The 26,962-nt window shown below is 40.5% G+C and carries 16 protein-coding genes; 5 read left to right on the forward strand and 11 right to left on the reverse strand.

Annotated features, from left to right (window positions below; all coding sequences use genetic code 11):
* Positions 1 to 11: 11 nt before the first annotated feature.
* Positions 12 to 701, reverse strand: coding sequence for a CPBP family intramembrane glutamic endopeptidase (locus ACR5KR_RS17095; protein ID WP_448267296.1), 690 nt, complete (start codon positions 699 to 701; stop codon positions 12 to 14).
* A 550-nt stretch (positions 702 to 1,251) separates the two neighbouring features.
* Positions 1,252 to 1,392: a hypothetical protein gene (locus ACR5KR_RS17100; protein ID WP_448267297.1), complete on the reverse strand. Its 141-nt coding sequence runs from the start codon at positions 1,390 to 1,392 to the stop codon at positions 1,252 to 1,254.
* Positions 1,393 to 1,625: 233 nt separating this feature from the next.
* On the opposite strand from ACR5KR_RS17100, the gene glpK reads away from it, so the two are divergent.
* From glpK to argC, 3 genes are all read left to right on the forward strand, one after another.
* Positions 1,626 to 3,140 carry a glycerol kinase GlpK gene (gene glpK, locus ACR5KR_RS17105; RefSeq protein ID WP_448270237.1) on the forward strand — a complete coding sequence of 505 codons (1,515 nt, stop codon included), beginning with the start codon at positions 1,626 to 1,628 and terminating at the stop codon, positions 3,138 to 3,140.
* A gap of 235 nt (positions 3,141 to 3,375) precedes the next feature.
* Entirely contained in the window at positions 3,376 to 3,978 is a 603-nt protein-coding gene (locus tag ACR5KR_RS17110; protein ID WP_448267298.1) for a hypothetical protein, read from the forward strand.
* A 71-nt stretch (positions 3,979 to 4,049) separates the two neighbouring features.
* Positions 4,050 to 5,024, forward strand: a complete 975-nt coding sequence (argC, locus tag ACR5KR_RS17115) for an N-acetyl-gamma-glutamyl-phosphate reductase (protein ID WP_448267299.1) — start codon at positions 4,050 to 4,052, stop codon at positions 5,022 to 5,024.
* A 116-nt stretch (positions 5,025 to 5,140) separates the two neighbouring features.
* On the opposite strand, the gene ACR5KR_RS17120 is transcribed toward argC, so the two are convergent.
* The 6 genes from ACR5KR_RS17120 to ACR5KR_RS17145 form a co-directional block, all read right to left on the reverse strand.
* Positions 5,141 to 6,130, reverse strand: coding sequence for a DUF1350 family protein (locus ACR5KR_RS17120; protein ID WP_448267300.1), 990 nt, complete (start codon positions 6,128 to 6,130; stop codon positions 5,141 to 5,143).
* 161 nt (positions 6,131 to 6,291) lie between these two features.
* Positions 6,292 to 9,072: a hypothetical protein gene (locus ACR5KR_RS17125; protein WP_448267301.1), complete on the reverse strand. Its 2,781-nt coding sequence runs from the start codon at positions 9,070 to 9,072 to the stop codon at positions 6,292 to 6,294.
* A gap of 298 nt (positions 9,073 to 9,370) precedes the next feature.
* Entirely contained in the window at positions 9,371 to 13,135 is a 3,765-nt protein-coding gene (locus tag ACR5KR_RS17130; protein WP_448267302.1) for a TonB-dependent receptor, read from the reverse strand.
* Positions 13,132 to 14,568 (reverse strand): hypothetical protein, encoded by a 1,437-nt coding sequence (locus ACR5KR_RS17135; RefSeq protein WP_448270239.1) that lies wholly within the window; start codon positions 14,566 to 14,568, stop codon positions 13,132 to 13,134. The genes ACR5KR_RS17130 and ACR5KR_RS17135 overlap by 4 nt, the downstream gene beginning before the upstream one ends.
* 270 nt (positions 14,569 to 14,838) lie before the next feature.
* A complete protein-coding gene (locus tag ACR5KR_RS17140; RefSeq protein ID WP_448267303.1) occupies positions 14,839 to 15,402 on the reverse strand; it encodes a hypothetical protein in 564 nt (187 codons plus the stop codon).
* Between the two features lie 176 nt (positions 15,403 to 15,578).
* The gene (locus ACR5KR_RS17145) at positions 15,579 to 18,101 is read right to left on the reverse strand and encodes a beta strand repeat-containing protein (protein ID WP_448267304.1); all 2,523 of its coding nucleotides are present in this window, start codon (positions 18,099 to 18,101) and stop codon (positions 15,579 to 15,581) included.
* A 947-nt stretch (positions 18,102 to 19,048) separates the two neighbouring features.
* Here ACR5KR_RS17145 and thrC point away from each other — a divergent pair.
* Positions 19,049 to 20,359, forward strand: coding sequence for a threonine synthase (gene thrC, locus ACR5KR_RS17150; RefSeq protein ID WP_445631316.1), 1,311 nt, complete (start codon positions 19,049 to 19,051; stop codon positions 20,357 to 20,359).
* 89 nt (positions 20,360 to 20,448) lie between these two features.
* Positions 20,449 to 20,724, forward strand: coding sequence for a ubiquitin-like small modifier protein 1 (locus ACR5KR_RS17155; RefSeq protein WP_322672862.1), 276 nt, complete (start codon positions 20,449 to 20,451; stop codon positions 20,722 to 20,724).
* Between the two features lie 218 nt (positions 20,725 to 20,942).
* On the opposite strand, the gene ACR5KR_RS17160 is transcribed toward ACR5KR_RS17155, so the two are convergent.
* From ACR5KR_RS17160 to ACR5KR_RS17170, 3 genes are all read right to left on the reverse strand, one after another.
* Positions 20,943 to 23,975 carry a S8 family serine peptidase gene (locus tag ACR5KR_RS17160; protein ID WP_448267306.1) on the reverse strand — a complete coding sequence of 1,011 codons (3,033 nt, stop codon included), beginning with the start codon at positions 23,973 to 23,975 and terminating at the stop codon, positions 20,943 to 20,945.
* 149 nt (positions 23,976 to 24,124) lie between these two features.
* On the reverse strand, positions 24,125 to 24,529 hold the full coding sequence (locus ACR5KR_RS17165) for a response regulator (RefSeq protein ID WP_448267307.1): 405 nt from the start codon (positions 24,527 to 24,529) through the stop codon (positions 24,125 to 24,127).
* Positions 24,513 to 26,798, reverse strand: a complete 2,286-nt coding sequence (locus tag ACR5KR_RS17170; RefSeq protein ID WP_448267308.1) for a GAF domain-containing sensor histidine kinase — start codon at positions 26,796 to 26,798, stop codon at positions 24,513 to 24,515. Before ACR5KR_RS17170 ends, ACR5KR_RS17165 begins: the two co-directional genes overlap by 17 nt.
* Positions 26,799 to 26,962 lie beyond the last annotated feature (164 nt).

Below are 26,962 nucleotides of genomic sequence, written 5' to 3' on the forward strand. Positions count from 1 at the left end.
TGACATTTTTCTTAAGTAAAGATCAGTTGCCAGCCAATCAGGAAAATTGCTATATCTGCAAAAATATGGCTGATGTATCCAGGCCAAATCGAGCAATAATTTAAGTAGCACCATGACCAAACCGCCCCTGCGAGAAACACTCCCAATGAGCATAATGTTGTCGCACGCCAATCAAAGTAAGCTGCTAAACCAACAACATGATGAATCGTAAAAAATAGTGCAGACAGTACTACAGCTAAAGGACTTGATACCAAAATTTCACATTTACGATAAACAAACCAACGCCAGACAAATTCCTCAAGTAAAGAGTTAACAAATATCCAATACACTGCACCGACTAAGTAAATTACAAAACTGTTCAATCCAATTTGTGTTGCTCGATCGCGAACATATTCAACATCTATCCATTTTGCGCCCAGCAGCCAATAAACAATCAAAATGATGCCTAGCATTAATAGCCCTAATCCGACACCAGCTAATAAATCACGGCTTTTAGGATATTCAAATTTTAAATTTTCTTGCTCGACAAATAATAACCAAATAATGGGTACTAGCAATAACCAGATTTTAGCTAATAAAGCTACTAAATGTCCTTGGAAGCCAGGGAGTATATATAGCTGAGTTGTAATACCGATGCTCGGAACTGGCACAAGTAACAACAGAGCGAGTAGTGCATTTTGATTTTGGTTAGCTTTTAACATGGGGGGACTTTGTTATATTTTGATGGTTTTGAATTTTCAAATACATCTATTTTTAAATTTATAGTTTTTAGATTAAATTAAGATGATTACTTGTAATAAAATCTATATTAACGAGGTTTACTATCAATACTGTTGGTTAAGGTAAGAGACGCGATAAATCGCTGTATCGACAATAATTAGACGCGATGAATCGCTGTATCGACAATAATTAGATGCGATGAATCGCTGTATCGACAATAATTAGACGCGATGAATCGCCGTATCGACAATAATTAGACGCGATGAATCGCCGTCTCTACAAGAATTAGTCTTTTGTTAAAATGGCGATTTGTGTTTTTATGATGATTTTTCACATCTTGGTGAACCGTATTGAGTTACGTATTAATTTTTATATGCAAACTATAAAACATGAGGATCGTCATCAGATTTAAATAAAGTGACACTTTGTATATTGCCACATAAATTTAATCCTAAAACTTATATGAATTTGTGTGTAATATTCCTTTGAACCCAGCATTTTGATAATTATTTACTGTGCCGATATACTTACTTACACATAATTCCAATACACAGCGTCTTGCAATGTTGTCAAGGTTTGGGATTTGAGGCGGACATCAATACCTATTGTGCTAAGTACAACTTTGGGGACTTCCAAGAAATAAATTATCCACTCTTGTGGGGTGGGCGACACGAGCGCCCGTTGACAGGGGCGGACAAGATGTCCACCCCACAAGAAAAGTTGTATATTTTTTTATTTGTCAGTCCTTTGCGTAAAATTGTAGCGTTTTTAAACTTACAGAGACGTAACGCTATCCAAACAGGAAATTCAAAATGTACCCAAAATAATGTATATGTGATTGAAGGCGTATTGCTAAAATCGCGATGTCTAGGTTGGGCTACGCCTACGCAACATTAAAAGCGGCTATGCACACACTTGGCAAAAAAACTCTATCATCGAGCTACATATTAGCACTGGATTTAGGTACGACAGGCAATCGCGCCTTTGTATTTAATGCAGACGGCAAGATTGTTGGACAGGCATATAAAGAATTAACTCAGTATTATCCTCAGCCAGGATGGTTAGAACATGACCCTCAACAAATCTGGCAGGATACCTGTTGGGTAATGCAAACTGCAATTGCAAATGCCCAGATTGTACCATCAGCGATCGCAGCTTTGGGACTAACTGTACAGCGCGAAACCTGTTTGATTTGGGACAAAACTACTGGGAAACCACTCCATAAAGCGATCGTCTGGCAAGATCGTCGCACTGCTCCCCTTTGCCACCAGTTACAAGAGCAAGGCTACGCTGATGAAATTTACGATCGCACCGGATTAATCATTGATGCCTACTTTTCTGCTACCAAGCTCAGATGGCTATTAGACAATGTTACTGATATTGACCTGAACAATGTCTTAGCAGGTACTATTGATAGCTGGGTGTTGTGGAATCTCACAGGTGGAAAAGTCCATGCTACTGACCACAGCAACGCCAGCCGTACAATGTTGATGAATCTTAAAACCTGTACGTGGGATGAGATTTTATTGGATCTGTTGCAAATTCCAGCCCATATTTTGCCCCAGATTCAGCCGAGTTTAGGAGTATTTGGAGTCACTGATGCAACTTTGTTGGGTGCTGAAATTCCCATTACTGCCATCTTGGGAGATCAGCAAGCGGCTTTATTTGGTCATGGCTGCGATCGCCCCGGTTTGGTAAAATGCACTTACGGTACTGGTAGCTTTTTAGTAGCTCACACAGACGATCGAATTGTGCGCTCACACTATAAACTCATTTCGACAGTGGCGTGGACACAAGCAAATACCAAGGATACTTTAGATGTCGGCTATGCCCTTGAAGGCAGTATGTTTACTAGTGGCGCTTGTATTCAATGGTTGCGCGATCGCCTGAAGTTGATTAAAACTGCTGCTGAAACTGAAGCAATGGCCAATCAGGTAAAAGATAGCGGCGGAGTCTATTTTGTGCCAGCATTTAGTGGACTGGGCGCACCTTATTGGGATATGAGTGCCAGGGGAGCTTTTTTCGGCATTACCGCCAGTGTACAACCAGAGCATCTAGTTCGCGCCGTGTTGGAAGCGATCGCTTATCAAGTTCTGGAGGTGGTGCAAGCAATTAACGCATCTAGTAGTACTCCAGTTGGGCGATTAACCGTAGATGGTGGTGCTTGCGAGAATAATTTTTTGATGCAGTTCCAAGCTGATGTGTTGGGTATTCCAGTTGAACGCCCAATAATGCGCGATACCACCGTTCAGGGTGCAGCATTTGCGGCAGGTTTAGCTGTAGGATTTTGGCAGAGCTATGAAGCACTGGTGAAACAACGGCAAATTGAGCGTGTGTTTGAGCCGAAGAGTGATTTTCCCTTGTCCAAATTTGGTACTTGGCAAAAAGCAGTGAAACGTACTCTAGCTTGGGAGGAGTAGCCGAGCCAAAAACGAGTTAAAGCGAAAATTCAGATCCAGAAAGGGGGAAGGCGAAGGAAAAAATAACAATCTATTACAATAGACTTCTTGGCATTTGTAGGGAATTGGGTTTGGGGGAAAGGGAAAAGGAATAAAAAAATCTTTCCCCTTTAACATGAACCCCTTTGACCGCAAGAGTGCAAAAGTTACTTTTGCAAGAGGTCTAATCAACAAATGGATGGAGTATTGATTTATCATGCCCTACAGTCAATTCAACATTGACCGAGTAAAACAAGATTTTCATCTAAATACTATAGAAGGAGTTCGCTTTTTCCCAGACTCAATTGAACCCATTACTCCAAGTTTCAGACTCCAAGGTATTTTAGAAGATTTACCGTGGGCGATTGCAGTAGATACAGAAAAAGCTCGTTCAGAGGCGATAATTAATCCTATATTACTGGAAGTGCGACGCATCTTTAATTCTACAATTAGCGTATTTTCAGGGGAAGAGTTTAACGTCGATCCGAGTATTGGACTTAACGGTGTATGTGACTTCCTACTTTGCCGTTCGCCCGAACAATTAACAGTGGAAGCACCTGCAATTGTCATTGTTGAAGCAAAAAAATCAGATTTAAAATCTGGATTGGGACAATGCATTGCAGAAATGGTAGCTGCACAGCGATTCAACCAAGCAAGAGAACAACCTTTAACAGCAGTTTACGGTACTGTAAGCAGTGGAACCCAATGGCGATTTCTGAAACTAGAGGGACAAACAGTCACAATTGATTTAATGGATTATTCTCTTCCTCCTATCGAACCAATTCTGAGCTTTTTGGTGTGGATGGTGAAAGCAGGCTAATTTCATGCAAAAATTGCTCGTTAAAATAACTCATACTTTGTCAAATATCATTTCCATATAATCAAAAGCGCATGACTACTAAACCGAAGATTTTCATTGATGGAGAATCGGGAACTACAGGCTTACAAATTTACTCACGCCTCAACCAACGCGACGATATCGAGTTGGTTAGCATTGAGGCATCTAAACGTAAAGATGCAACTGAGCGAGCCAAACTAATCAATGCCGTTGATGTTGTCATTCTCTGCCTACCTGATGATGCAGCCCGTGAAGCTGTTAGCTTAGTCAGTAGTAATACAGTTAAGATTCTTGATGCTAGCACTGCCCATCGCACCGCTAAGGACTGGGTATATGGTTTCCCCGAACTAAATCCCGGACAGCGAGAGAAAATCGCCAGCGCCCAATTTGTCAGTAATCCGGGCTGTTATCCCACAGGATTTTTAGCTTGTATCCGTCCGTTGATTGCCAAAGGACTTCTGAACAGTAACTTTCCCATCACCGTTAATGCAGTGTCAGGTTACTCTGGTGGCGGAAAGAATCTCATTAAACAGTATCATAGCTTCCACGAACAGCAAGCCGGGGCAGAGTCACTCTACCCTTATGGCATCTACGGTTTGCAGTTTGGGCACAAGCACGTTAAGGAAATGCAACATTACTCAGGGTTAGCATCGCCGCCACTGTTCGTACCAGCCGTGGGCGATTTTGAGCAGGGGATGCTGGTACAGATACCTTTGCCACTGGGGACTTTGGATAATCCACCATCAGGTAAGATTATTCATCAAGCGATCGCTGACTACTACCAAATTGAAAAGTTCGTGCAAGTTGCTCCATTCCAAGATTCTACACTGCTCAGAGACGGAACATTTCTAGATGCGATTGCACTGAACGGTACTAATATTGTTCAGGTTTTTGTATTTGCCAATGACACCACTAAAGAAGTCTTGCTAGTTGCTCGTCTTGACAACCTGGGTAAAGGCGCATCAGGAGCCGCAGTCCAAAACCTAAACATCATGCTCGGTTTTCCAGAAGAGTTGGGATTGTCATGAAAGAGGGTTAGCAAGCAGGGGAGCAGAGGGGCAGGGGGACAAGTTTCTCCTTCGTCTCCCCCCTCTTCCTTGTCTACCTTGTCTCTCTCTTCTCCATGCCCAATGCCCAATGCCCATCATCTTGATTTTTCTTTCAGTTCTTCAAGCAATTGAATTACATTATGCTCAAATGCTTTGTTTCGCTCTGGAACTGATTCAATTGACGGTTTATCAAAAAGATTAACGACATACTTAGCTAGCTGAATACCTAAAGGTCTTAAATGTCCACCTGCTACAGTTTTCCGAAAATTTTGAGGTGGCTTTTGCAAAATATTAGTAAACCATTCACAGGTTGATTTAGCAATATTGTCTGATTTGAAACAGACTAAACCCATAATATTAAATAGCCCACTATCCTTGATTAAATAATGAGTTTCTTTAACAGTTGGTTTCACACCCCAACCAAGATTGTCGATGATATCCGCTAAAAATTGAGGACGAATTGCGCTCCCTGTGTCAGCAATGGCAGGTGCTAAGAGGATAGAAACCTGTCCTTTAATAAAAACACTGTTAATTTGGATATTCTTATGCACATAAGTGTAAATTAATTTTTTAACTTCAACTGTTTTTCGCGTTAGCTCATCAAAGAGAAGATTAATGTCTGCAATCACACTTTCTATCTCTGACTCATCGGAAGTATTAGATAGCAGGTTGCGAATAAACTGCTCTCTATCTTGAGGCTCTGGAGGTAAAGCAGTAAATCCTTCTAACAGCGAGATATATTTACAGCCAAGGCTATGTCCAATCCAAGAAAAGTTTTTATCATCTAGATAGGCTTCATAATCATATCCTGCAACACTTGCCATTTTCACAAGCTCTGGCAGAATTTCATACTGTTCTCTCATCAGAAAACCAGCTTCTAGATAATGGTTAAAAGTAAAATTAAACGGCAAAAGAATAATTGTATATCCCTGCTCAAATAGAGACTGAAGCAGATAACGATAAAAAAGCATAGGGCCAAATGTACCAAAGAAAGCCCCAGCAATAAATTGAATTACTCCTTTAGGCTTTGGATGTAAAGCAACCCAACTGTGAGAAACTGGTTTAAATCTCAGTTTTAGATTCATATTTCCTATGACTTATTTGTAGGTATATGCTAAATCTCCAAACTGAAGTTATTGTTTTTCGGATTATTCAAAAGATATTTTTACAAAACTGCGATCGCTTCTTCCCGTACAGCCGGAACTCTCCTAATGCCCTTAATTACACTAGTTAGCGGTGATTAAAACTATTTCACCTTGGCGCGGAAGCGGACAAAACCATAAGAATTAGCTGGTGTACCCGATCCAGTCGCAGCAGGTAAATTAGGAAAACTGGGGACTGTAATATTGACCACTACTGCTCCATTGGTGTTAGTACCGCAGTATGATGGTGTGCCTGATTCGTTAGCTATATAAAAATGCCCGCGATCGCTATCTCCTACATTAGTAAGATAAAGCGTAGGTGTAGTAGAACCAATAGCTAAGGCAATTCCTCGATCTGCTGCTGGTAAGCCACCATCACTAGGAGTCATACCATTAAAAGCAGTAGGAATAAAATTAACATTAGTTGGAACTAAGTCACAGAATTTCACATTAGTTGCATTACCAACACCATTGGAAAGAAAATATATAGTGTATTCCAATTCATCTCCAGGTTTGACAGTGCCAGCATTAATTAATCCTCGCAAGTAGCCAGTAGGCCATTTAGGATCGCTATCATCAGTAGCATAAGGTTCTGGTACATAGTTACTGGCATTAGTCGCAACGTCACTGCGACCATCCACAATATCAGTTAAATCTTGGTTATTGAGGCGGGTGATGCGTTTAATTAATAGTAATTTCGGGTTAGAACTAACAGTATTTAATACTGTAAATAAAGTGGGGTCATCATCTGCCGTACTGGCAGGATTATTACCGATATTTACACCATTATCAGTAATTTGTAAGAACGAATTACCAAGAGTCGGTGGATTATTCGTAGCGCCAGCAGAGTCTGCATCTGTAAAGACTGTACCAACAGTTCCTGTAGGATTATCAGGTGTGTTAAAAGTAGCATTTGCTTGGTTACTAATTGGATTACCGCCATTGGCATTATTAATTGTGGCAGTAATTTTAATGGTAATCGTATCACCTACGCGCAGAGTTCCAGAATTTGTCACAGCAACAACACTAGTACCGTTGTAACTGGGATTGAGTGTAATATTATTCCCTGAAGTTACAGCAGTAATTGCTGCACTCACAAAGGTTAATTGTGAGGGTAATAAATCGTTAATGACAAAGTTAATTGCATTGCTATTACCTGGATTTAGGTTGGAATAAGTAATGGTATATTCGATGCGATCGCCTACTGTCACAGTTCCGCTACTATCATTGTCTGCAAGGAAGCGAACAGATTTGGTTCCTATGACATTTGCTTGAGTGCTAGTAGTAATTACCAGGGGAGTAGTGATTGCTTGACTTGGAAAATATGTCCAAGTATCTATTCCCTTAAAGTCACCATAATTACTACTAAATTCATGCTCTCCTGACACACTATTGATCCCTCTAGCAGCATTACGCGGGTTAGTAGCTCCCGTACCATTTAAGTTAATCGCCGTGCCGTTAGCGGTAGTATAGTTGTTGTCGTTGTAATAAACGGTTGTCGATCCAATTTGCTGGCCATTTTGATCTACAAGGTTAGGAAAAGCAGCCGGAGGATTTTCCATTGTGATTTTAAACCCCAGCGGATTATTTTCAGCATCCAACATGGGAAAGTGATATTCACCCGATCGTGTTGTAATTATGGCATTGTATGCTGCATTTCCTGGTAGAGGCTGGAGATTTACCCCACTTGCATTCTTCCCATCCCAAAACACCACATTTGAGCCGACAGACAGCACATTTTGTATTACTCTATCGCTACTAGGGTCAAAAATGCCATCATTATTGGTGTCAATAATTATTTGATAGCTACCAGTTGAGGCAGCATTGAAACTAAAATTGCCTCCCACACCCACAGAAGTTTGGTTCCCACTACCTCCATTACCTCCAGTGAATTTGAACGAAGTCGGTACTGTGGGAATCGTCGCTGCAATAGGAATACTCAAAGAATTAAGGGTTGCGGTGTCTGGCCGATTGAAGAAAACTAGGTGGGTAATGTCTGTTGTCGTATCAGAAACATTTGGATTTTGAACTTGCACATTACCGGGAAAGATCAAACTATTATTACTAGCACCGCCAGCAGAATGGTAAAGAGTGCTGCTATTTGTTGTGTCAATATATCCCCGGTTATTAGCAAAAAAGATGAAGCCAAAAGGATCGACTCCATTCATGTCAGTTTCGTAACGATACCCATCTTTAGTTTGAATATAAAGCTTAGAGTTGAGTCCTAAACCAGCAGGAGCGCCATTCTGCCCAGCATTTCCTCCCATATTCATAGCGATATAATTGGTAAATACTCGCCCTTTTTTGGCAACACCATTACTATCTCGAACTGTAATATCCCAAGCCGCCACCCCTGAAAGTTGAGTAGCATTTGTAGGAAATGCCGCCGTTGTAGTTCTTGGAGGCGGATTGCCTGTAGTACCACTTTTATCAGGAGAATGAAATTCAACTTCGTAAATACCTGTTTCTGTAGCGACGAAATTACAAGGAGTATAGCCACCACTATTAGGTAAAGGGCCAGCCGTTTCTTTGGCAAGGGTGTCAATAAAACCAAAACCAGTATTCAAAACATCACAAGAGCCATTTTGAGTACCAAAGGGACTGCGATAAACGATATCTTGTGGGTTTGAGAAACTAGTATTCACACTAGAGCCAAGATTAACTGTTTCTCCTTGCTGAACATAAACTTTGAGTATGGTTTTCCGAACAATACCTGCCAGTAATAAATCTGACCATTCCAGGTAAGGTCTGTATCCGCCATCAGAAATTAACTCTTTGCTGCCTTCAGCCCAGCTAGGTTGGATACTATTGCCGAAAATACATAAAAAAAAGCCCACGCTACTGAGCCATAGTTTTTGACGGCTAATTGTTAATCGCTTTCCCATATTTTTTTTAACTGGATTGTCCACAGTCAGAGAAAATTTATCATTTTTATCAATATTTACTGTGGTGATCGCTCTTAATTTATTAAGTAAATATTTCATCATTTAGTTCCAATAAAAATACATAATAGTAAGTAATAATATAGAGTTTATAAATATACAAATACCAACAGGAAAATTGAACAATTTTTGCACTAGATTCAAAGCAGATAAAAATCGTTACGACAATAGTATTCCCACAGGGAAAGGTTAAATTCGTATATAGAGGTTGCAATGAACATCTCTACATCAAATAACCCTTTTATATTTCACGTTTTGGCATCCCCCTGATTGCGGCCTTGAGTTTACCGACCAAAGTTTTCATCGCTGATTCCTTTGGCTGACGTGCTACAGGTTTTTGTTGTCCAAAGCCTTCAAACAATTCGTTGAGCTTAACCGTAAAGCCTAAATACGCGCCTCCCGCAGAACGTGTTCCTGAGAAATCTCGGTCATCAACTTTACCAAAGACGTAACCAGCCGAAACACGCAGGTTAGGCGTGAGGTAGTAGCCTGTTTCAAGAACAAAGCCTGTCTCACTATAGCTAGACTGACTAATTACACGAGCTTCACCCACCAAATCCCAGCTATATCCCAAACGATAGGTAGCGCGTACTTGGGCCAGATTAGCTGTGCTAGTACCCGCTAAATCGTTAGCTATGTAAGATGTACTGTTACGTAGAGCATACTTACCGTAGAATTCCCATTGCCAGTTAGGAGCGTAAATCGCCTCTAAAGCAAATGTATGGTCTTCGGAACCCGTACCACTACCTAAGAGAATGGTGTCAGGGATGGTTGATGGATTTTTGCGATATTCATAACGCAATAAAGCATTAAATTTATCGCTATTGGGATCGCGGTAGGCTAAACCCAGCTTGAGGTTAGCAGTATCTCCCAATCCTGAAAGCTTTTGATTGGAAGAACCAGCTTGTTGATAACGTACCAAAGCTGTGAGAGCCGGAGAAATTTTACCCGCAGCACCTACGGTAATTACTGTATTACTACCTCCAGAAGAAGAACGATGTTCGTAACGAGCGCTGGCTTGAAACTGCGGATTATCACTGTATTCCAGCCCCACACTGTAGCTATCGCCACCATCAAATCCGATCGCAGATGCAGCTTGACCAAAGGCGTAGGGTTGGGCATATTGTTGACCCGCCAAAGTGCGTCCGAAGAAGTTGCCAAATACGTGTTCGTAAGCAACGTTCAGCCGCAATCCCGAAGCAATAGTCCAACGGTTATTTATCCCAATTGCCCCTTGAGTAGTCATTTCGTTAGCACCACCCAAAATTGAGTAACGACCAGTCAAAGTAGTATCCGATCCAAGTTTGTGTTCGCCGTTGACACTCAAGCTAGTAATGGAATTACCCGAATATTGACCGCTACTGTAATACTGTTGGGTCAAACTGACGTTGACACCAGGAATTACTGCCCAATTCAACCCCAAAATGGTACGGTCTGGGTAAATAGCATTTTTTTGGGAAGATAAGCTGAGTTCATTTTGGGCTTGGAAAGTCAGGTTTTTAGCTAGAGGAACTGAAAAACGCGATCGCAGTTGATCGGAATTACTACTTAGGGTACTGTCGGGGATACGGTCTTCCAGACGACGGTGAATCCAATCCAGATCGATAGTGGCGCTACCCAAGCGTTGTTGAATCCCAGCAGAAATCGTCGTCAGTGAATTATCAACTTTACTACCAGGTATCGCCTCATAACGCGGTGCAAACAGTTCTTCAAAAGTGTCTAGGGGTTGGGGAGCAATCCCAAAATTGTCTTCGTGGTCGTATTGCGCTCTGACGTTGGTTGTTGAGGTGAGTTTAGCTGTAACCTGCGCTCCATAACGGGTTTGTCCTGGGACAAAGCTGATAGTGGCATTATTGGCAAAACCCGTATCAGCAAAGCGATAATAGGCACGACCTTGAACTCCATTAGCAATCTTTCCTTCAGCTTCTAAACGGTAAGCATCACCTCTGACTTTTCCCACGACATCAGAATCATTCGTGGAATGGGCATATTCTGCGATTAACCTACCGTTGTCACCCAAAGCAATCAGTGCATCTGCACCGTAGAGTTGAAAGTTGCGCACTCCGTGATTTTCTTGAATGTAAGTTGCTCCTATCCAACTTTCGGAATTAAGTTTGCGGGAAAGATTATATTGCAAACGACCAGCATAGATGTTCCCGTCAGAGTCTTCAGTGTCATATTGATAGCTAACAACAATCCGACGCACCAATACTTGTCCGGTTCGATCGATATCGGTACGAAGAATCGGTTCGCGGAATAATAAAGTACCGCGATCGTAGTCGATTTCGTAGTCTGGGCCTCGGTTAAGTTGTTTGCGTTCTAATACAGTCCCAGGACGATTGAGTTCTTCTAATTCGATAAAGACATTTTCACTACCTGCTTGTAAGAGTCTGCGAGAGAGGAAGTAATAGCCACTAGTACCATCAGGAGCAATAGTGTCTCGTTGAAATCCTTCTAAGTGGTCGCCATAGAAACCTGTAATTTGGAGGTTTCCTAAGTTGTAATTAGCTTTAAAACCGTGGAGTTGACGGGTGATAGAAGTAAATTGCTGCGATCGCCGCGCAAATTCTTCTGTGTTATAGTCACCCCACATCGCATAATCAGGATCGGCGCCAGGAGTACGAGCTGAACGCTCAAAACGCAAAAATACACTATCAATGGAAGGAGCAACTACATCAACTTTCGAGCTATCGCCGTAGACAGGATAGTTTTGCTCGCTGAATTGATAAGTTCTAAACAGGCGATTATCGCAGTTGCAATCTTCATTGAGGTTACGAGAACTGTTGTATGCGCCTGTAAACAACCATTCTCCGATCGCACCAGTGGCAAATATCGCTGAATGGAAATCTAATTGCGTTCCGTTGTTTTTGTCAGGAGGGAGGAAATCACGGAAACTGCCGTAATAATTTGTACCTCTAGCCCCCAATCGTAAATCAATTACCCCAGTAACTAAACTCGGACGCAGTGCCGTTTCAAATTGCAGTTGGGTGAAGGCTTCTAAATCATTTGCGATCGCCCGAATTGTCACAGTTTCCGCTTTTAGCTGCGATCGCAACGTCGCTGTAAATTGCCCCGCTTTCGCCTCCACTTGAAATCCCGGTTCATCGGGTTTGAAGTCTTTCCCAACCAACTCCCCAGCAGTAGGTATAAGGGTGACAATAGCATCACGATTCGAGCGATTGCCAGTTGCATCAAGGAGTTGACCCCGAATTGTCGCCGTAGAACGCCCATCCGCTGGGATACGAGACTCAACTGTTTCTAAAGTTAATTGCTTCGGCGCTCCTCGCACTGCAACTTGCACTGTTACAGGGGGTTCTGTTCCTCCAACAACCTGTGCAGAAATGGTGTTTGTACCTTCTTTTAACGAGACACCATACCATGTCTGCGTTACTAAATTGGTGGTAGCATCAGTTTCCGTCCGTCCCACTAAAGAAGAGTCTACCAACGCGCCATTTACCCGCAATTCCACTTGACTCCCAGCGGGAAACTGTACAATCACCGTGCTTGCTTGTACGTCTACAACACTGTCAGCCGTCGGAGTCAGGATTTTAATTGCTGTAGAGATAGGGACAGTAGGGGACACAGGAAGATTTTCATTTACTCCTTGTCCCTTTGTCCCCGCGTCCTGTACTTCTGCAATTTTGCGTAATTCTCTAGGCAAACCTACAGAAGTTGCTGGTTGAAATGGTAGTATTTCCGTTTCACTCGGCTGGACATTGGGAATTGAAGTATCAGCAGCCGATGCTGAAGAAGTTGAGGTAAATTCGAGAGGTAGAGAATTTAAAGCTTCTCCTTTAGAAGAAGAGAGGTTTTCCAGATGCGCTGAAAAGTCAGGATCTTCGACACTCTTTTCTGCTTGCAAATGGGAATCAGGCAAAATGAGGTTTTCACTAGTGATTTCTGCTTTGACTATTACAGGGTATAAAATAAGACTGAGAGCTACTACTGGCATCGCCCCCATCAATCTCAGGTTAAATGTAGTTATACAGTGCAGTCTGATTTTCATTTCTTGACTGACTCCTGAAATGTTGGGGTGACAGCGAAGTTCATGCGTACTAAGCCACTAGGCTCTAAATGCACCAAGCGAGATTGGCTATTTCGTTCGCGGAATTTTTCGTTATGAGCTAGGGTGTAACCCGCTACACTGCTAAGGTCTAGTACACCTGTGTGGTATCCAGGTAAGACGTTAGCTAGGGAGAACAAACCATTAGGATCTGTAGTGATGCGGTTTCCGTCCTCCAGAAAAATCACTGCATTGGCTACTCCAGGTTCACCACGCTGTTGTTCTCCGTCAAAGTTTTTATCAACAAACACCCGACCGATAATCGTGCCACAGTCAGAAACGATTCCTGGACGAATTTTTAATTGGTGGGTTGCTGGACCATCCTTAGTACTAAAACGGTTATCAGTTCGTTGACCATTAACGATCGCACTGTTGCGACCAGTACCACGCAGCGCATCAGCTGTTAATTGAGCAGCGTAGGCAATATTCAAGACTTTCTCTGGGGAAATTGTTACGTCTGTGCGGAATGTCACTGTGTTACCATTGCGTTCTGAAGCGATCGCAACTGGTTGACCGTCCAACTCTCCCCGCACCGATTTCGGCAAGAATTGAAATCCTAAAGGTAGGTTGTCGGTGACAAATATATTATTCAAACCAGCATCAGCAAGATTTTTTACTGACAGGCGATAGATTACCGTATCTCCAGGTTCAGCAGTAGCGCGATCGCCTGTTTTAATAATCTGTAACTGATTGGCTTGACACAAATTTGTAGTGAATTCAAAGGCTAATAAATCCAGTCCCACCGTTTCTGCATTGGGAACTAAAACAACTGTTTGCTCTACTCTGGTTTCACCTGTAAGACTAATTGGTTGACCATCCAGAGAACTAGCGACATATCGCACGACACCATTACCTTGTGTGCCAGTGTTAGCAAGGATTTCAATCTTGACCCGTCGCTGTTTATAGATAGAATTTGGTGGTGGATTAACTACAAAAATGTAGGTTCTACCTGGAGCGGTTTGACCCTTATTCGGATCGAGTAGGAAATTGTAGACACCCGCAGGGTTATTCGTAACGAAGTAGGGGTTACTATTCTCAGTATTCGGCGATTTACCACCAGGAACATTGTTATTAGGAATATCTGGCAACTCTGTTCTAGTCAGAGAAACTAAGCTGCTCAATTCTGTCCCCGTTGGGTCGCTAGAGTTAGGTTCGTATACCCCAACTGAAAAACCTGTATAGTCAGGTAAAATTGTCCCAGCGCAACCTAAAATCCGTCCTAATGGATCGAGTAAGGGGATAGGACTAACATTAATTTGCTCAGAACTTCCTTGATATTGATCGTTGCTAGCAGAATCTGTATAAGTATAAGTAGCTTGATTTATTAATGGCAAAGACGCAACCAGATTGTTAGTCTGTTGCGCGATCGCTGGCATAGATATAGTAGTATGCAAAAAACTTCCCAGAAGAACAGTAGCTGTTAACCGTCGCCACCAGCTACCGCTAGAAGTAATTTGCTTATGGTTTTGAGGACGGCTCACCTAACACATCTCCTCTGAAATGTCAAGTTTGTTGTTAATAAAAGCACTTATTTATTTGGGGAAATCCAGTTAAGCTAAAATCCTTTAAAAATCTCGTTTCCAGATAAAAATCTGAAAATATTTTTGATTGCGGTTCTTTTGGGAGTTAGTAAGGCGGCGTGTTAATCAGCGCACTTGGGTTTGATAAGTCGCCTTGACTGTTGTTTTCGCAGCAAGTGACGGAATCTGGAAACGAATATGAGTGTAAGCAATAGCTGGGGCTGGTTTGGTTTCCACTTTGCCGCCAGGAAGAGTAACTTTAACAGTGGGATTTTCGACGAAGCTACGCCCACCATCAATGCTGTAAGTTATTTTGGCATTTTTGGCGACATTGGTAGAATTAAGCACGTAGACCATTCCTTTAGGAATAGGTTGATTGAAAGTCAAATTCTTCACTGGGCGATCGCTCTGATTTTCGCCAATCAAGGTATATCGCAATATATCTCCTGGTCGCACCACAACTTGACCTTTTAAAGGTTCCCATTTTTGGCTTTGCTTACCTTGTCGATCCTGAGCCACCACTTGCTTTTCTGCTTCTAAGCGCAATTGAATTTGCCCTTGAGTTTTGATATTCTGAGCAACAGCACTTTCTGAATGCCATACATTTGCGATTCCCGGAATTTGACCGATAAATGGAACTGTGGCAATGAGAGCAAATGCTCCTAAACCTGCAAAAGAAACACGCTTCATATAAATCACCTCAAAAAACTTCCAGAATGTGAATTGTTGACTTATCTTTCCCAGCTTTTGCTCAGAAAAAGTCACTCTCCTATTTGCTTGCTGTTTGGGGTTGGGATCGGGTCAAATGCTTCGCAGACTCTTCTGTACCAGAGTGTGCAAACTTCAAAGTCCCCAATCCCAAGGAATTAGTTCACCTTGCGTTGGAAGGTAAATGTTCTTTGAATACCCGGTGCGATCGTGCCAGTGACAGTATCTATGTACTTAGCAACATCAGTGTTTGCCGTAGTTCCAGTTTGGTCGATACCAGAGTTAGTAGCTGGATTACCGCTGAAAAATTGGATGGTTGCACTCCCGGAATCCTTAGCTGAACCAACAATGTTGCTAGTATCAATTTGACCGCTAGCATCGTTGTCTAATGCCCAGTTATTGGGGCTTTTCGTACCATCTTCAGTAATCACAACTTTATTAGCATTCAAAATCACATTCCCAGTTCCAGATTGAGGATCGGAAATATTTGTGTATTGAATTCGGTACTCAATAATGTTTCCTGGTGAAGGCTTCTTCGGATCGATACTGAATGTGCTATCATTCCCCTGGACTACAGGCCCAGTACCTTGTAAGACTCGTGACATTTTCAGCAGTTTCAGGAAACCAGTGTAGACGCGATCGATAGTGATGTTGGATGAATCAAAGGTATTATCGTTGCCAGTATCCTTAATTCCATCACCGTTGGTATCTGTCGTATAGTTGTCAATCGAAGCAATTATGGGTACTGGGAAGCCTTTACTAATATCAGTAGATAACTGCGTGCCTGGAGGTAAATCAACTTCCACACCATAGTTGATACTTGCACCAGGAGCAACGTTGGGGATTGTAATTACTGTACCAGTTGTGCTGAAAACTCCATTATTGTAGGTATAGACAGCAGACTGACTATTATAGGTAATAGTCACCTTTGTATTATTTGGTAAATCTCCTGGAATTGTTGGTGGCGTCGGCTCTATCTTCAAGACACCTGCATCAGTACCACTATTCTTAATAGTGTTGGTGAAGCCAACTGATTGTGGGTCAAGTGTACTGCCTGGTGCTGTACCAGCAGGAACGAGAGAAGATTTGTTAGTGAAATCATCGTTGGTTCCACCTGATGGCCCAGTAGCATCTGGGGCATTTTGCGGCCCGTTGAGTAACGCTGAAGCAACAGGTGCTTGCACTGTGAAGACGTTCGCCTCACCACCCGTACCAGTACCACTGTTGTTATTACTTGTGTCAGTTCCAGTTTCTGGAGATGCTGGAGTATTAATGTAGCCATCATCAACGTTGCCAGACGGTAAAGTATCGGGAATACCATCACCATTGGTATCTGTACCCGTAGGAGGTGTCATACTACCTGGGGAACCGTCATAGTTGCTAGGGTTTTGGTCGCCAGATTCGTCGTATACTGGGAAATTGCTACTGGGTGTTTGACCAAACAATTGAGCGATATTAGCGACGATTAAGGGTGAAGTTGCAGTTGATTCAACAGCTAGCTGAATCGAGAAGCCATTCACTGTTGTACCAGGAGCGATGGAAGTAATAGTCGCTGGATTATTGATAAAACCAACGCGAGTGACTGAGGCCAAGGGTGGTGCTGTCGTAGTCCAACTAGCTGTATTAGCATTAGTTGTAACTGCGGTAGTTGTATAAACTGTTTGCCAACCAGGAGGTGCAGTTGGTGCTACTGCTAAATCTGTACCCGCAGGAATCGCATCAGAAACCAAGATATAAGTGCCAGCAACACCATTAACATTGATGCTTGTACCCGTCAAAGCTGCTGGTGTAATTCCCTGTCCTGTGGGATCGTTGGACTCAACTCGCAAACTCAAATCGTAGGTCAATTTATCATCTGTAATTGCAGTTGTGCCAGCATTGTTATAGCCACTGCGAGTCTTGAGAATGGTGGCTAAAGCATAGGTCTTCACCGTTAAACCAACCTTAATTTGCTCGGTAGCGCTAGCTTCCCGCGTACCATTAACTGGTGTGCCAGATACCTCACCAGCACTACCATCGGGGTTATCTACAGTAAATATGTCACCACCATCAGGACTCCGCAGTTGGTTTTGAGCATCACCAGGAGTATTACCAAGAGTAACGGTAATCACATCATTGGTTTGAGCGCCAGCTTGTACAGTTACTGGCACACGTACTAACACAGTACCGTTAACCGGAACAGAAGGTGTGTCTACGCCACCTTGAGGGACGTTTATCCAAGTTTGACCACCATCGGTGCTATATTGCAGGCTATTAGCTGTACCACCATTTGGTAATGTGCCAGAAACTGTACCCGGCCCAGTTGTTGTCGCTTGGTTGGGAATGTGGAATTTGGTGGGGTCATTACCTACATTGGTCAAGGTGTAGGTGTAGGTTAGTAAGTCGCCAACTCCAACATTACCGCCATTGTTATCTGTGACTCCAGACCCTGTAACGGTGATTCCAGCAACTTCTGCTACAGTGACAACCACAGTGTTAGAAGTGGCATTTATAGTTGTCCCTGGACTGTTGGGATCTTCATAGGTTGCTGTTGCAGTGTTACTAATAGATGTACCCGCAGTCGTTCCGTCAGCTAATACGGGTGCGAGAAATTGAAAAAGGCTACCAGTTAATAATGCTGTTGCTACTAGAAATTGGTAAAGTTGACGCTGCTTATTTACGGATTGATTTCTATTTACCATATAAGTAGTTTGTTTGCTGAACTTGTATCTCGGATTTTGAAACAGGATAAAGTTCGGCAATTCCCTTTAAGGAATTACCGATTATGGCTGCCCAAAATGTTGAAGTTTTGGGAATACATATTTAAGGAGTTAAATTATTGACACTCCTGGGAAATTATATTGAGACAATAACCAGAAATAACTTGTCTATAGGAATCCGATTTGATTCCTGAATCACTCGTAGAGACAGGGGACAGGGAACAGGGAACAGGTAAAAAGGAATAAAAGTGTACTGAGTTTTTTCAGAAATCAAATATGAGTCCTATAGTGGTTTTACGCTTACCCTTGAGAATCAAAGCTGGCAATCGCAAATATGTGTAATTTATTACTGTATTTTGCTTAGTTAGAGATGTAAATAGCAATGTAGCTTTTAAAGCAAAAAAAATCTTCCGTATAAATAAGTAATTTCTATAGCTATCAATGAGTGCATCAAATCTGAAAAATTAACTTTATTGTGGCAACACACATAGCAATTTGAGTGGGTTGATTCAGATGCTAAAAACACTAAAACTTATATATATAAATGTTTTTGAGTCTTTATTATCAGAAATATATACTGCCCTGGAAAGTCATTTAGATCAAAAAAATTGAAAATTAACTAGGCAATCTAGATCGCTTAAATAGGATAGCAATTTCAAAAAATGCAATTTAGTCATAAAAAAATGCGATTTAATCATAGCACTTTCCAGTGTTAATGCTGAATAATAAAAGCTATTTTATTTTTTCATAACATTAAAAATATACGTATAAATACTAAAAATAGAGATTACTAGTATTAAAATTTTACAATAATCATTCCTCTCAATACCAAACATACCCGACTAAAAATGTCGGGTATGTTTGACTGGTATTTTTGCTCGTGTTAGTATCAGGCGACAAGTGACAGACAAACAGGGAAAGCTAGTTTTATGACTCAGGCAATCAAAACCCAAACCCCAACCCAAACCAGCACTGCCTACTTTCAAGCCTTGAAGTGTAAAGAATGTGGTGCGGAATACGAACTCAAAGCCAGTAATGTTTGTGAGTTATGTTTTGGCCCGTTAGAAGTCAAATATGACTACAGTGCCCTACGTCTGACTGTCACTCGTGAAACAATTCAAGCTGGGCCCAATTCAATTTGGCGCTACCGTCCCTTTTTGCCCGTCGCAACCGACAATGTTATAGATGTGGGAACGGGGATGACTCCCTTGGTTCGTTCCCACCGTCTTGCCCGCCGCCTGGGTCTAAATAAGCTTTATATAAAAAATGATGCCGTGAATATGCCGACCTTAAGCTTTAAGGATCGGGTGGTGTCAGTCGCTCTATCCAGAGCGCGGGAGTTAGGTTTCACTACTGTTTCTTGTGCTAGCACTGGTAATTTAGCAAATTCTACAGCGGCGATCGCAGCTCATGCTGGTTTAGATTGCTGTGTATTCATCCCCGCAGATTTAGAAGCCGGTAAAATTCTCGGTAGCTTGATCTACAGTCCTACCCTCATGGCCGTCAAAGGCAACTACGATCAAGTCAATCGTCTTTGTTCGGAAGTTGCAAATACACATGGCTGGGGTTTTGTCAACATTAATCTGCGTCCTTATTACTCTGAAGGTTCTAAGACACTAGGTTTTGAAGTTGCGGAACAACTAGGCTGGGAACTACCCGATCGTGTTGTTGCTCCTTTGGCATCTGGTTCGCTCTTTACAAAAATTTATAAAGGGTTCCAAGAATTTGTCGAAGTTGGTTTAGTAGAAAATAAGAGCGTCCGTTTCAGTGGCGCTCAAGCTGAAGGTTGTTCGCCCATTGCCCAAGCCTTCAAAGAAGGACGCGACTTTATTAAACCAGTTAAACCGAATACAATTGCGAAATCGCTAGCGATCGGCAATCCAGCAGACGGTATTTATGCTGTGGAGCTAGCTCAGAAAACTGGTGGTAACATTGAATCAGTCAATGATGCAGAAATTATTGATGGCATCAAGTTGCTGGCAGAAACCGAAGGCATCTTCACAGAAACGGCTGGTGGTACAACCGTGGCCGTGCTGAAAAAACTGGTAGAAGCTGGCAAAATCGATCCAGATGAAACCACCGTGATTTACATCACAGGAAATGGTTTGAAAACCCAAGAAGCAATCCAAGGCTACATTGGTGAACCCTTGACTATTGATGCAAAACTCGATAGTTTTGAACGTGCGCTAGAGCGATCGCGTACTCTAGATCGCTTGGAATGGCAACAAGTCCTCGTTTAGTTAGGAGTTATGAGTTATGAGTTTTTTATTCATAACTCCTAACTCTTAAATTGTATTTTTCACTTTTAACTCTTCACTTTGTACTTAGTATGGCTGTAACAGTTTTAGTTCCTACAACTCTTCAGAATTTGACTAATAATCAAGCTAGTCTAGAATCCAACGGTAGCACCATTGCTGAATTATTGGACTCCTTAGAACAAAGCTTTCCTGGTATTAAATCCCGGTTGTGCGATGAAGAAGGCAAGCTACGTCGATTTGTAAATTTTTACGTTGATAGCGAAGATATTCGCCATTTAGATGGTATTAACACAGCCTTGAAAGATGGTGATGAAGTCAGTATTGTTCCTGCTGTTGCTGGTGGTTAATTCTGAAAACATCTACTTTGATTTAGCAAATGAATACATTTAGGCTTGCCGCTAATGGCAGGCTTATTTTTATTGGTTTCAAATTCAGTATATCGAAAACTTTTGTAAATGACTTTAACAGCAACTATAAAATAATTCCTGGGAATTTTTAGCTTTTGACTGACCTACTCTAGAACTCAAAATAAGAGGAGTCTGTACAGAGATCGTTTAAATTCACATTAGATTCTCAACAATCCTCCACCAGAGATCACCAAAGCATAATCTTGTTGCTCCTGTTGAACTTCAGCAATAACCTCAATTCTCCACTCACCAATCTCAGGAGTTTCAACAATAATCCCTTCTACGTTATTAACTGTATCTGGTATGCCCTCACCTTCAAAATCATTACCAAGGAGATATTTGCTGGTAGGACGGTAGAGAATTAAGTTTAAATTATTGATTAAATCTTCTCCTGGGTAGTCAGTGTAAACAAGAGTTACTTTTAAGGGAACCTGACTATCAGAAATTTGTAGCTTATACTCAGCTTTCTCACCTGTTTTCAGACCATTCGCTTCATCAATAAAAAGTACTTGCGTCGGTTCTGCTGGATTTAAAACTTGTTGTAGCTTGATCCTTCCCCACCCTTGCTCATTATCAGCGAAAGGTTGAGACGATGGATGGGCAAAGCGGTAGTTAATATAAGTTGCAGAATGAATTAGTGCAGCTTTGATTAGAGCTGCGCTTGGATTAATAATAGACGGCTGATGCCTCTCTCGCAGATATTGCCTCACCAATGCGGCACATCCAGCGACCATAGGAGTTGCCATTGAGGTTCCTGTCATGTACATGTAATGCTTTTTAGCAGAAGGATAAGCTCCCCAAGCAAAATGATTGCTGGGAATCTGAGAGGATCGAGTCGAGAGGATAAATGTACCAGGAGCAATTACATCAGGGTGTCGGCGACCATTTTGACATGGACCACGGCTACTAAAAGCCGCAATATCGTCTATTGAATCAACCATGCAGTCAGAGTTGAAGGGAGGATGAGGAAAGTCCTTTGGCCACCTATTGCCATAAGTATCAGAAAATTGTCCATTACGATTATTCTCAGATGCTCCAACAGTCAAACAATTTTTAGCTGTTCCTGGAGAACTCACACTTCCTTGTTCTATTGCTGGTGTACCTGAAGAACGATGTTTGCCATCATTTCCAGCAGCTACTAGCACCAAAAAATTTTTGTGTTCCCAAACAAATAGATCCAGATCGTTACATCTATCATCATAGCCTCCTGGTTCGCCCCCACCCCATGAATTTGAATGGATTCTTGCACCTTTCTCATAAGCGTCCTCAAATAGTTGTTTGAGGTCGTCAGGAATACCGAATAACCCAGACTTAGGGGGATTCTGATGATAGAAATTCAGCCATAAGAGTTGACCTTCAAGATTCCACTTAGGTGTTTGCTCAATTGCTTGGAAAATCAATTGAGCATCTGTAGCCATACCAGCAGGAATAGAAGAAATCCCTAACTGTTTTGCTTGCTCTCCGTTTCCCAATGCAGTCCCAGCTACGTGAGTTCCATGTCCTGAATACGTATCAGATGCTCCGTCGTCAGCTCCAGGATTGAGAATATAGGAATTTAGAGATGATTGTATTGGGTAACTATTAATCCAATTAACTCTTTCACGAAAGTCAAGATGAAGTGTTTCAGATTCTCCTGTATCTAATCCTGTATCGGCAATAGCAATTATCTCTCCTTTTCCGGTCAAACCAAGCGTTGGCCTAGGATTAGAGGGTATAATACCTTTGGCAATTACATGACAAGCTTCTTCGTTGAACAATTTTGGGATGACTTTTTCTTCTAAGGATTTTAATCCTATTTGATTAGCAATGATTTTCAGGGAATCTATTGCATTATTATCTGAACTAAGATCGAGTACCAGCTTAGTTGTTCCAGGTTGATCGGCAACGCGAATTCCTTGAGACTCTAAATTTTGAGCAGCAAGATCGCGATCTTCTTGAATAAAGAAATTGGCAATTAAGATACCTGGAAGAGGAGTGCCTCGATTTTGAGAACTAGGACGGTTTTGGGCTGCTTTTAATCTAGCTGTTGCGATCGCCTCTTTTGTAGCTGATTGACCTAGATTTTGAAGATATTGGGGTTGAACACGAATTTTCGGGACATAGGGTGTGACTTGAGAAACTTCTTCAAAACTCTTGATCTGGTTAATAATATCCTCGCTGGGAACAGACACGACAATTTCTAGTCGGCTCAAAGGCTGCAAAATCTTTGCACCTATCTCTTCTATTTTTTGCTTCCAGCTTTCAAGGACTGGATTCTTAAACCGCACTACTTGATCTCTCATATTGGAATATCCGGGGCTAGGGTTAGATCCTTCAGAAGACTTCAATCGCTCTACAGGAAAGAACGGCTTGATATTATTAATCGCCACCATCGAAGCTGAAATAATTGTGAATGCTGGATAGCTCTTAACAATTCGGACGTTTTGAAAACGTTCTAGCTCATTTTTAGAGCATAAAACTCGGTATTTTCCCTCCTTACCCCAAAATCTTTCTTCAATTCTTTGGCGAGCATACTTAAGTAAGTGCTGAATTTGGGGAGAATTATAGGGTAAATTTCCTTTTAATTTCTGTAGTTTATCTAACTCTACTTCTCCTCCCTGTTCAGCTGTCCACATAATAGCAGCCTGAAATTCCTGCTCATCAGCAGGGGTTATGAGAAGTGTTAATCTCCAGATTCTTTCACCCTTATTGCGTAAATCATGCAACTCACCAATAAGTTTTTCATTATTGTTGAAGTCAATCTTATTACTTAATTTTTCAAATGATTGGATATTCGATTCTACTAATGTCCCAATTCTATATATCAAATCTTTTGGTTCGCCGTCAGGAGGAAATTGTCTAAGATCCTTTATTTTTTCAACCATTTCTTCAAGAACACTGATATTTTTTTTGAAAGGCTCAAAATCACTGACAAGATCATTTATTTTTTCAACTGTTTCTTCAATATCACTGATATTTTCTTCAAGATCGCTGATATTTTTTTCCAAAGGCTCAAAATCACTGATTTTAGGGCTAATACCTTTGCTTAATTCTCCAATTGATTCAATTTTTTTAACTGGCTCCAACTCAACTTGTTTAATTAAACTTTTATTTCCACTTGCTTCGAGATCCGATTGAATTTTCTGAAGCTGATTTTTTGATTCTCTTTTAAAACTACTGACACCTTCAAGAAACATACTCAGGGTTCCCATTTTTTAATTTTCCTTTTCAACTTAATTTTCACTAACTGATAATGTTATATTTATAGGACTTACGTACTCTTGACGAAAAACCAAGCCTTGACGATTACTTTGCTTCATTCATAATGATGTAAAATTATCGTCCGTGTGTCAGTCCTTATTTATTCAATATTTAGTATCTTTCTGACTTCTTTTTCAAGCTCAAAAGGAAGAAAATTATCTTTTTGCAAAAATAAAACATTGCTACCTCTACTGATTTTCTCTGCTAACTTTTCATCAGAGACATTAGTAAATATTATGGTTGGCAGAGAAGGATTTTGTTCTCTTATATTGTGATAGAAGGCAATCCCTGTTCTTAAACCATAATCTGTCTGAGCATCATTAAAACTCTCTCCCGTTGGCATCATAATATCTAAGATAAGAAGTTTGATTTGTGTCCGATTCTCGGCAAAAAATTCTAAAGCAGAGTCTACATCGGACTTAAATTCAACCTTGTGTCCAGACAAAACTAAATCCTGAACATAACTATCCATTCTTCTTTTTTCATCATCAACGAAAAGAATCATTTGGAGCCTCCTTAAATGTTTTTGGTAGAATCAAATGAAACTCAGTTGGTTTAGAGTTATTGACTAACCTTAAACTTCCTCCTAATTGCTGGATAATCGCTATAGAAATGCTTAATCCTAATCCTGATCCTCCTACTTTCTTAATTGCGTCCAAAGAGCGAAATCCTTCTTCAAATATCTTATCTGTATCCTCTTCTGCAACTCCAATTCCCCAATCTTTGAATTTAATCATAAGGTTTTCTTTATACTCACTTGCTTCTAGTAATATTTTGAATTGCTCTGGATCTTTTTGAGCATATTTAATTGCATTTATCAAGAGATTATAAATTACTTGATTTAACATCACCTTATCTGTGAATATTGCCATTCTCGCAGCTTCACCAAATTCATATCTTACACCCTTTACATGTAAACCATACTCATTTAAAATAGGTTTAAGCTGGTTAACTGTTTTAACAACAATATCTCGAAAAACAATAACTGATTCAAATTTAGGCTTTTCGGAGTAACTCCTACCCAAAAAGTATTCAATTTGTCTAATTTGATAAAGAAGTAAATCACAATCAGTTAGTATATCTTCAAATTTTATTGCAATAGTACTAGGAGCTAAATTTATATCACTGAAGCGTCTCTGAAGAAAGCTAGCATGGCTTCTTATACCTACAACTGGAGATTTTAGCTCATGGGTAATTCTGTCAATTAGTCCTGATTTTCTACGTTCAATAGCATGAACTGCATGTTCGACAAACCCCTTCAGTATTTGAACATCTTGTTCATAAATATACTGTCTATATTCTCTTTTGTAACCAGCTTCAACAGTACCTATAACTAAGTTATTCAAAGGCTCAATCATTGGAATAAAGACTCTGATAAGATCTTTATGTCCAAATTTCTTAAATATTTCTTGATCTAGTCCTGGATCATCGTTATCAGGTACTTTAATTTGTTTAGTTCGTACAATATTAGCTTGAATATCATTACTATCTAAATTATGTAATGCCATTTTCTGGAAATCTTCTTTTTTATCTTTTGGAAGTCCAAATATAAAATCAGATTTAATAGTAGTTCGATCTGAATTAATTAGGGAAATATTAACCCAAGTGAATTCAAGAATTGTAGTAATACCTTTAATGACAATTTTTATAATTTCATCAAAGTTTTGAGCTTTAGTAATTTCCCTTTCAATGTCCCGAATAGCCACCAATTTTTTATAAAATTCAATTCTTTCAAGGCGGAGAGCAGTATGATGTGCCAATAATAAAAGACGCTTTTGATATGTCTGAGGGAAATTATCAATTTTTGAACTTTCAATGTTTAATATGCCAATCCGCTTAGAACCTGCTTTGACTTCTAAATTTTCTCTGATTGGCACTTTCTCTATTAATATAGGAACAGACATTTGAGAGCGCGTATCTGACCAACGTTTATGATAAGTTTTTGACCATTCATCACTCAGAACATCATTAGCTATAATTGTTTTTTCTTCAATGAGTGCTTTATTAGTAATACCTATGCCAAATTCAAGCTCTGAATTATTATTTATCTCTACTGATTCAATTTTGCCATTCAGATGATTTAAACGACCAATCCATATTCGTGGCTTTGAGCCTACCAGCTTCAATGCTCCTTTTCTTAATAGGTTCCAAACTTGATCGGTTTCAGAAGTTGCCGTCATCTCAAGCATAATAGCTGTCAGATCCTGAAGTTTTTCCCTATCGTCGGAAATTTCCTTTTTGTCTTTGGTAAATTCTTTTTTTTGAATGCATACAGAAGCAAAATTGGCTAGTATCTTAAATAAATCTTTTTCCCCCTTATTGAAGTGACGAGTCTCTTTTGTAAATACATCAAGAATACCAACAATTTCTTCTTCTATCTTTAATGGAATACTTAGAAAAGAGATCCACTGTCTTTTGTTGAGTTCATCAATATCAGCCAACCTAAAAGTTGCTTCATTCACATTGAGCAAAGATAAGATTTTATCTCTATTAAAAATATACTGTACTCCAGGATGTCCCAAATCCATTTCAATTTTCTTGTAGTTATCATCTACTTCTCCATAAGTAGCAATCACTTTAAACTTTGGCTTACCCTGCTCTTTGTTCCAGAGAATGCATATTGGAACAGACAAAAGGTCACAAACTTTCTCAGGAAGGACTTGGATCAATTCATCAGCAGAGGCTGAAATTAAGCTATATGAAAAATTATTTAAAGCTCTCAGTGTTTCGCTATAATTTTTCTTAAAATACTTGTTGTCTTTAATGCTTGCCATTCCCTTCTTTCCATTACGAATTTATTTCTAAAGTGCATTTAATTTTTTACGACTAAAACAAAATCCAAAACTCATACTTGAACAAAAATAAGACTATGTATTATATGTTTTTTCACCTATTTCAACTAATAAAATTTGTTCTAAAGATCCTAAGCATATTAACA

The organism is Nostoc sp. DSM 114159 (genome assembly GCF_053470285.1).

What these genes read in the sequence shown, in the direction of transcription:
- ACR5KR_RS17110 (WP_448267298.1), top strand. Translation starts at nt 3,376, where the DNA reads ATGCCCTACAGTCAATTCAACATTGACCGAGTAAAACAAGATTTTCAT.
- ACR5KR_RS17145 (WP_448267304.1), bottom strand. Translation starts at nt 18,101, where the DNA reads ATGGTAAATAGAAATCAATCCGTAAATAAGCAGCGTCAACTTTACCAA.
- ACR5KR_RS17165 (WP_448267307.1), bottom strand. Translation starts at nt 24,529, where the DNA reads ATGATTCTTTTCGTTGATGATGAAAAAAGAAGAATGGATAGTTATGTT.
- ACR5KR_RS17095 (WP_448267296.1), bottom strand. Translation starts at nt 701, where the DNA reads ATGTTAAAAGCTAACCAAAATCAAAATGCACTACTCGCTCTGTTGTTA.
- ACR5KR_RS17155 (WP_322672862.1), top strand. Translation starts at nt 20,449, where the DNA reads ATGGCTGTAACAGTTTTAGTTCCTACAACTCTTCAGAATTTGACTAAT.
- ACR5KR_RS17130 (WP_448267302.1), bottom strand. Translation starts at nt 13,135, where the DNA reads ATGAAAATCAGACTGCACTGTATAACTACATTTAACCTGAGATTGATG.
- ACR5KR_RS17170 (WP_448267308.1), bottom strand. Translation starts at nt 26,798, where the DNA reads ATGGCAAGCATTAAAGACAACAAGTATTTTAAGAAAAATTATAGCGAA.
- ACR5KR_RS17125 (WP_448267301.1), bottom strand. Translation starts at nt 9,072, where the DNA reads ATGGGAAAGCGATTAACAATTAGCCGTCAAAAACTATGGCTCAGTAGC.
- ACR5KR_RS17140 (WP_448267303.1), bottom strand. Translation starts at nt 15,402, where the DNA reads ATGAAGCGTGTTTCTTTTGCAGGTTTAGGAGCATTTGCTCTCATTGCC.
- glpK (WP_448270237.1), top strand. Translation starts at nt 1,626, where the DNA reads ATGCACACACTTGGCAAAAAAACTCTATCATCGAGCTACATATTAGCA.
- thrC (WP_445631316.1), top strand. Translation starts at nt 19,049, where the DNA reads ATGACTCAGGCAATCAAAACCCAAACCCCAACCCAAACCAGCACTGCC.
- argC (WP_448267299.1), top strand. Translation starts at nt 4,050, where the DNA reads ATGACTACTAAACCGAAGATTTTCATTGATGGAGAATCGGGAACTACA.
- ACR5KR_RS17120 (WP_448267300.1), bottom strand. Translation starts at nt 6,130, where the DNA reads ATGAATCTAAAACTGAGATTTAAACCAGTTTCTCACAGTTGGGTTGCT.
- ACR5KR_RS17160 (WP_448267306.1), bottom strand. Translation starts at nt 23,975, where the DNA reads ATGGGAACCCTGAGTATGTTTCTTGAAGGTGTCAGTAGTTTTAAAAGA.
- ACR5KR_RS17135 (WP_448270239.1), bottom strand. Translation starts at nt 14,568, where the DNA reads ATGCCAGCGATCGCGCAACAGACTAACAATCTGGTTGCGTCTTTGCCA.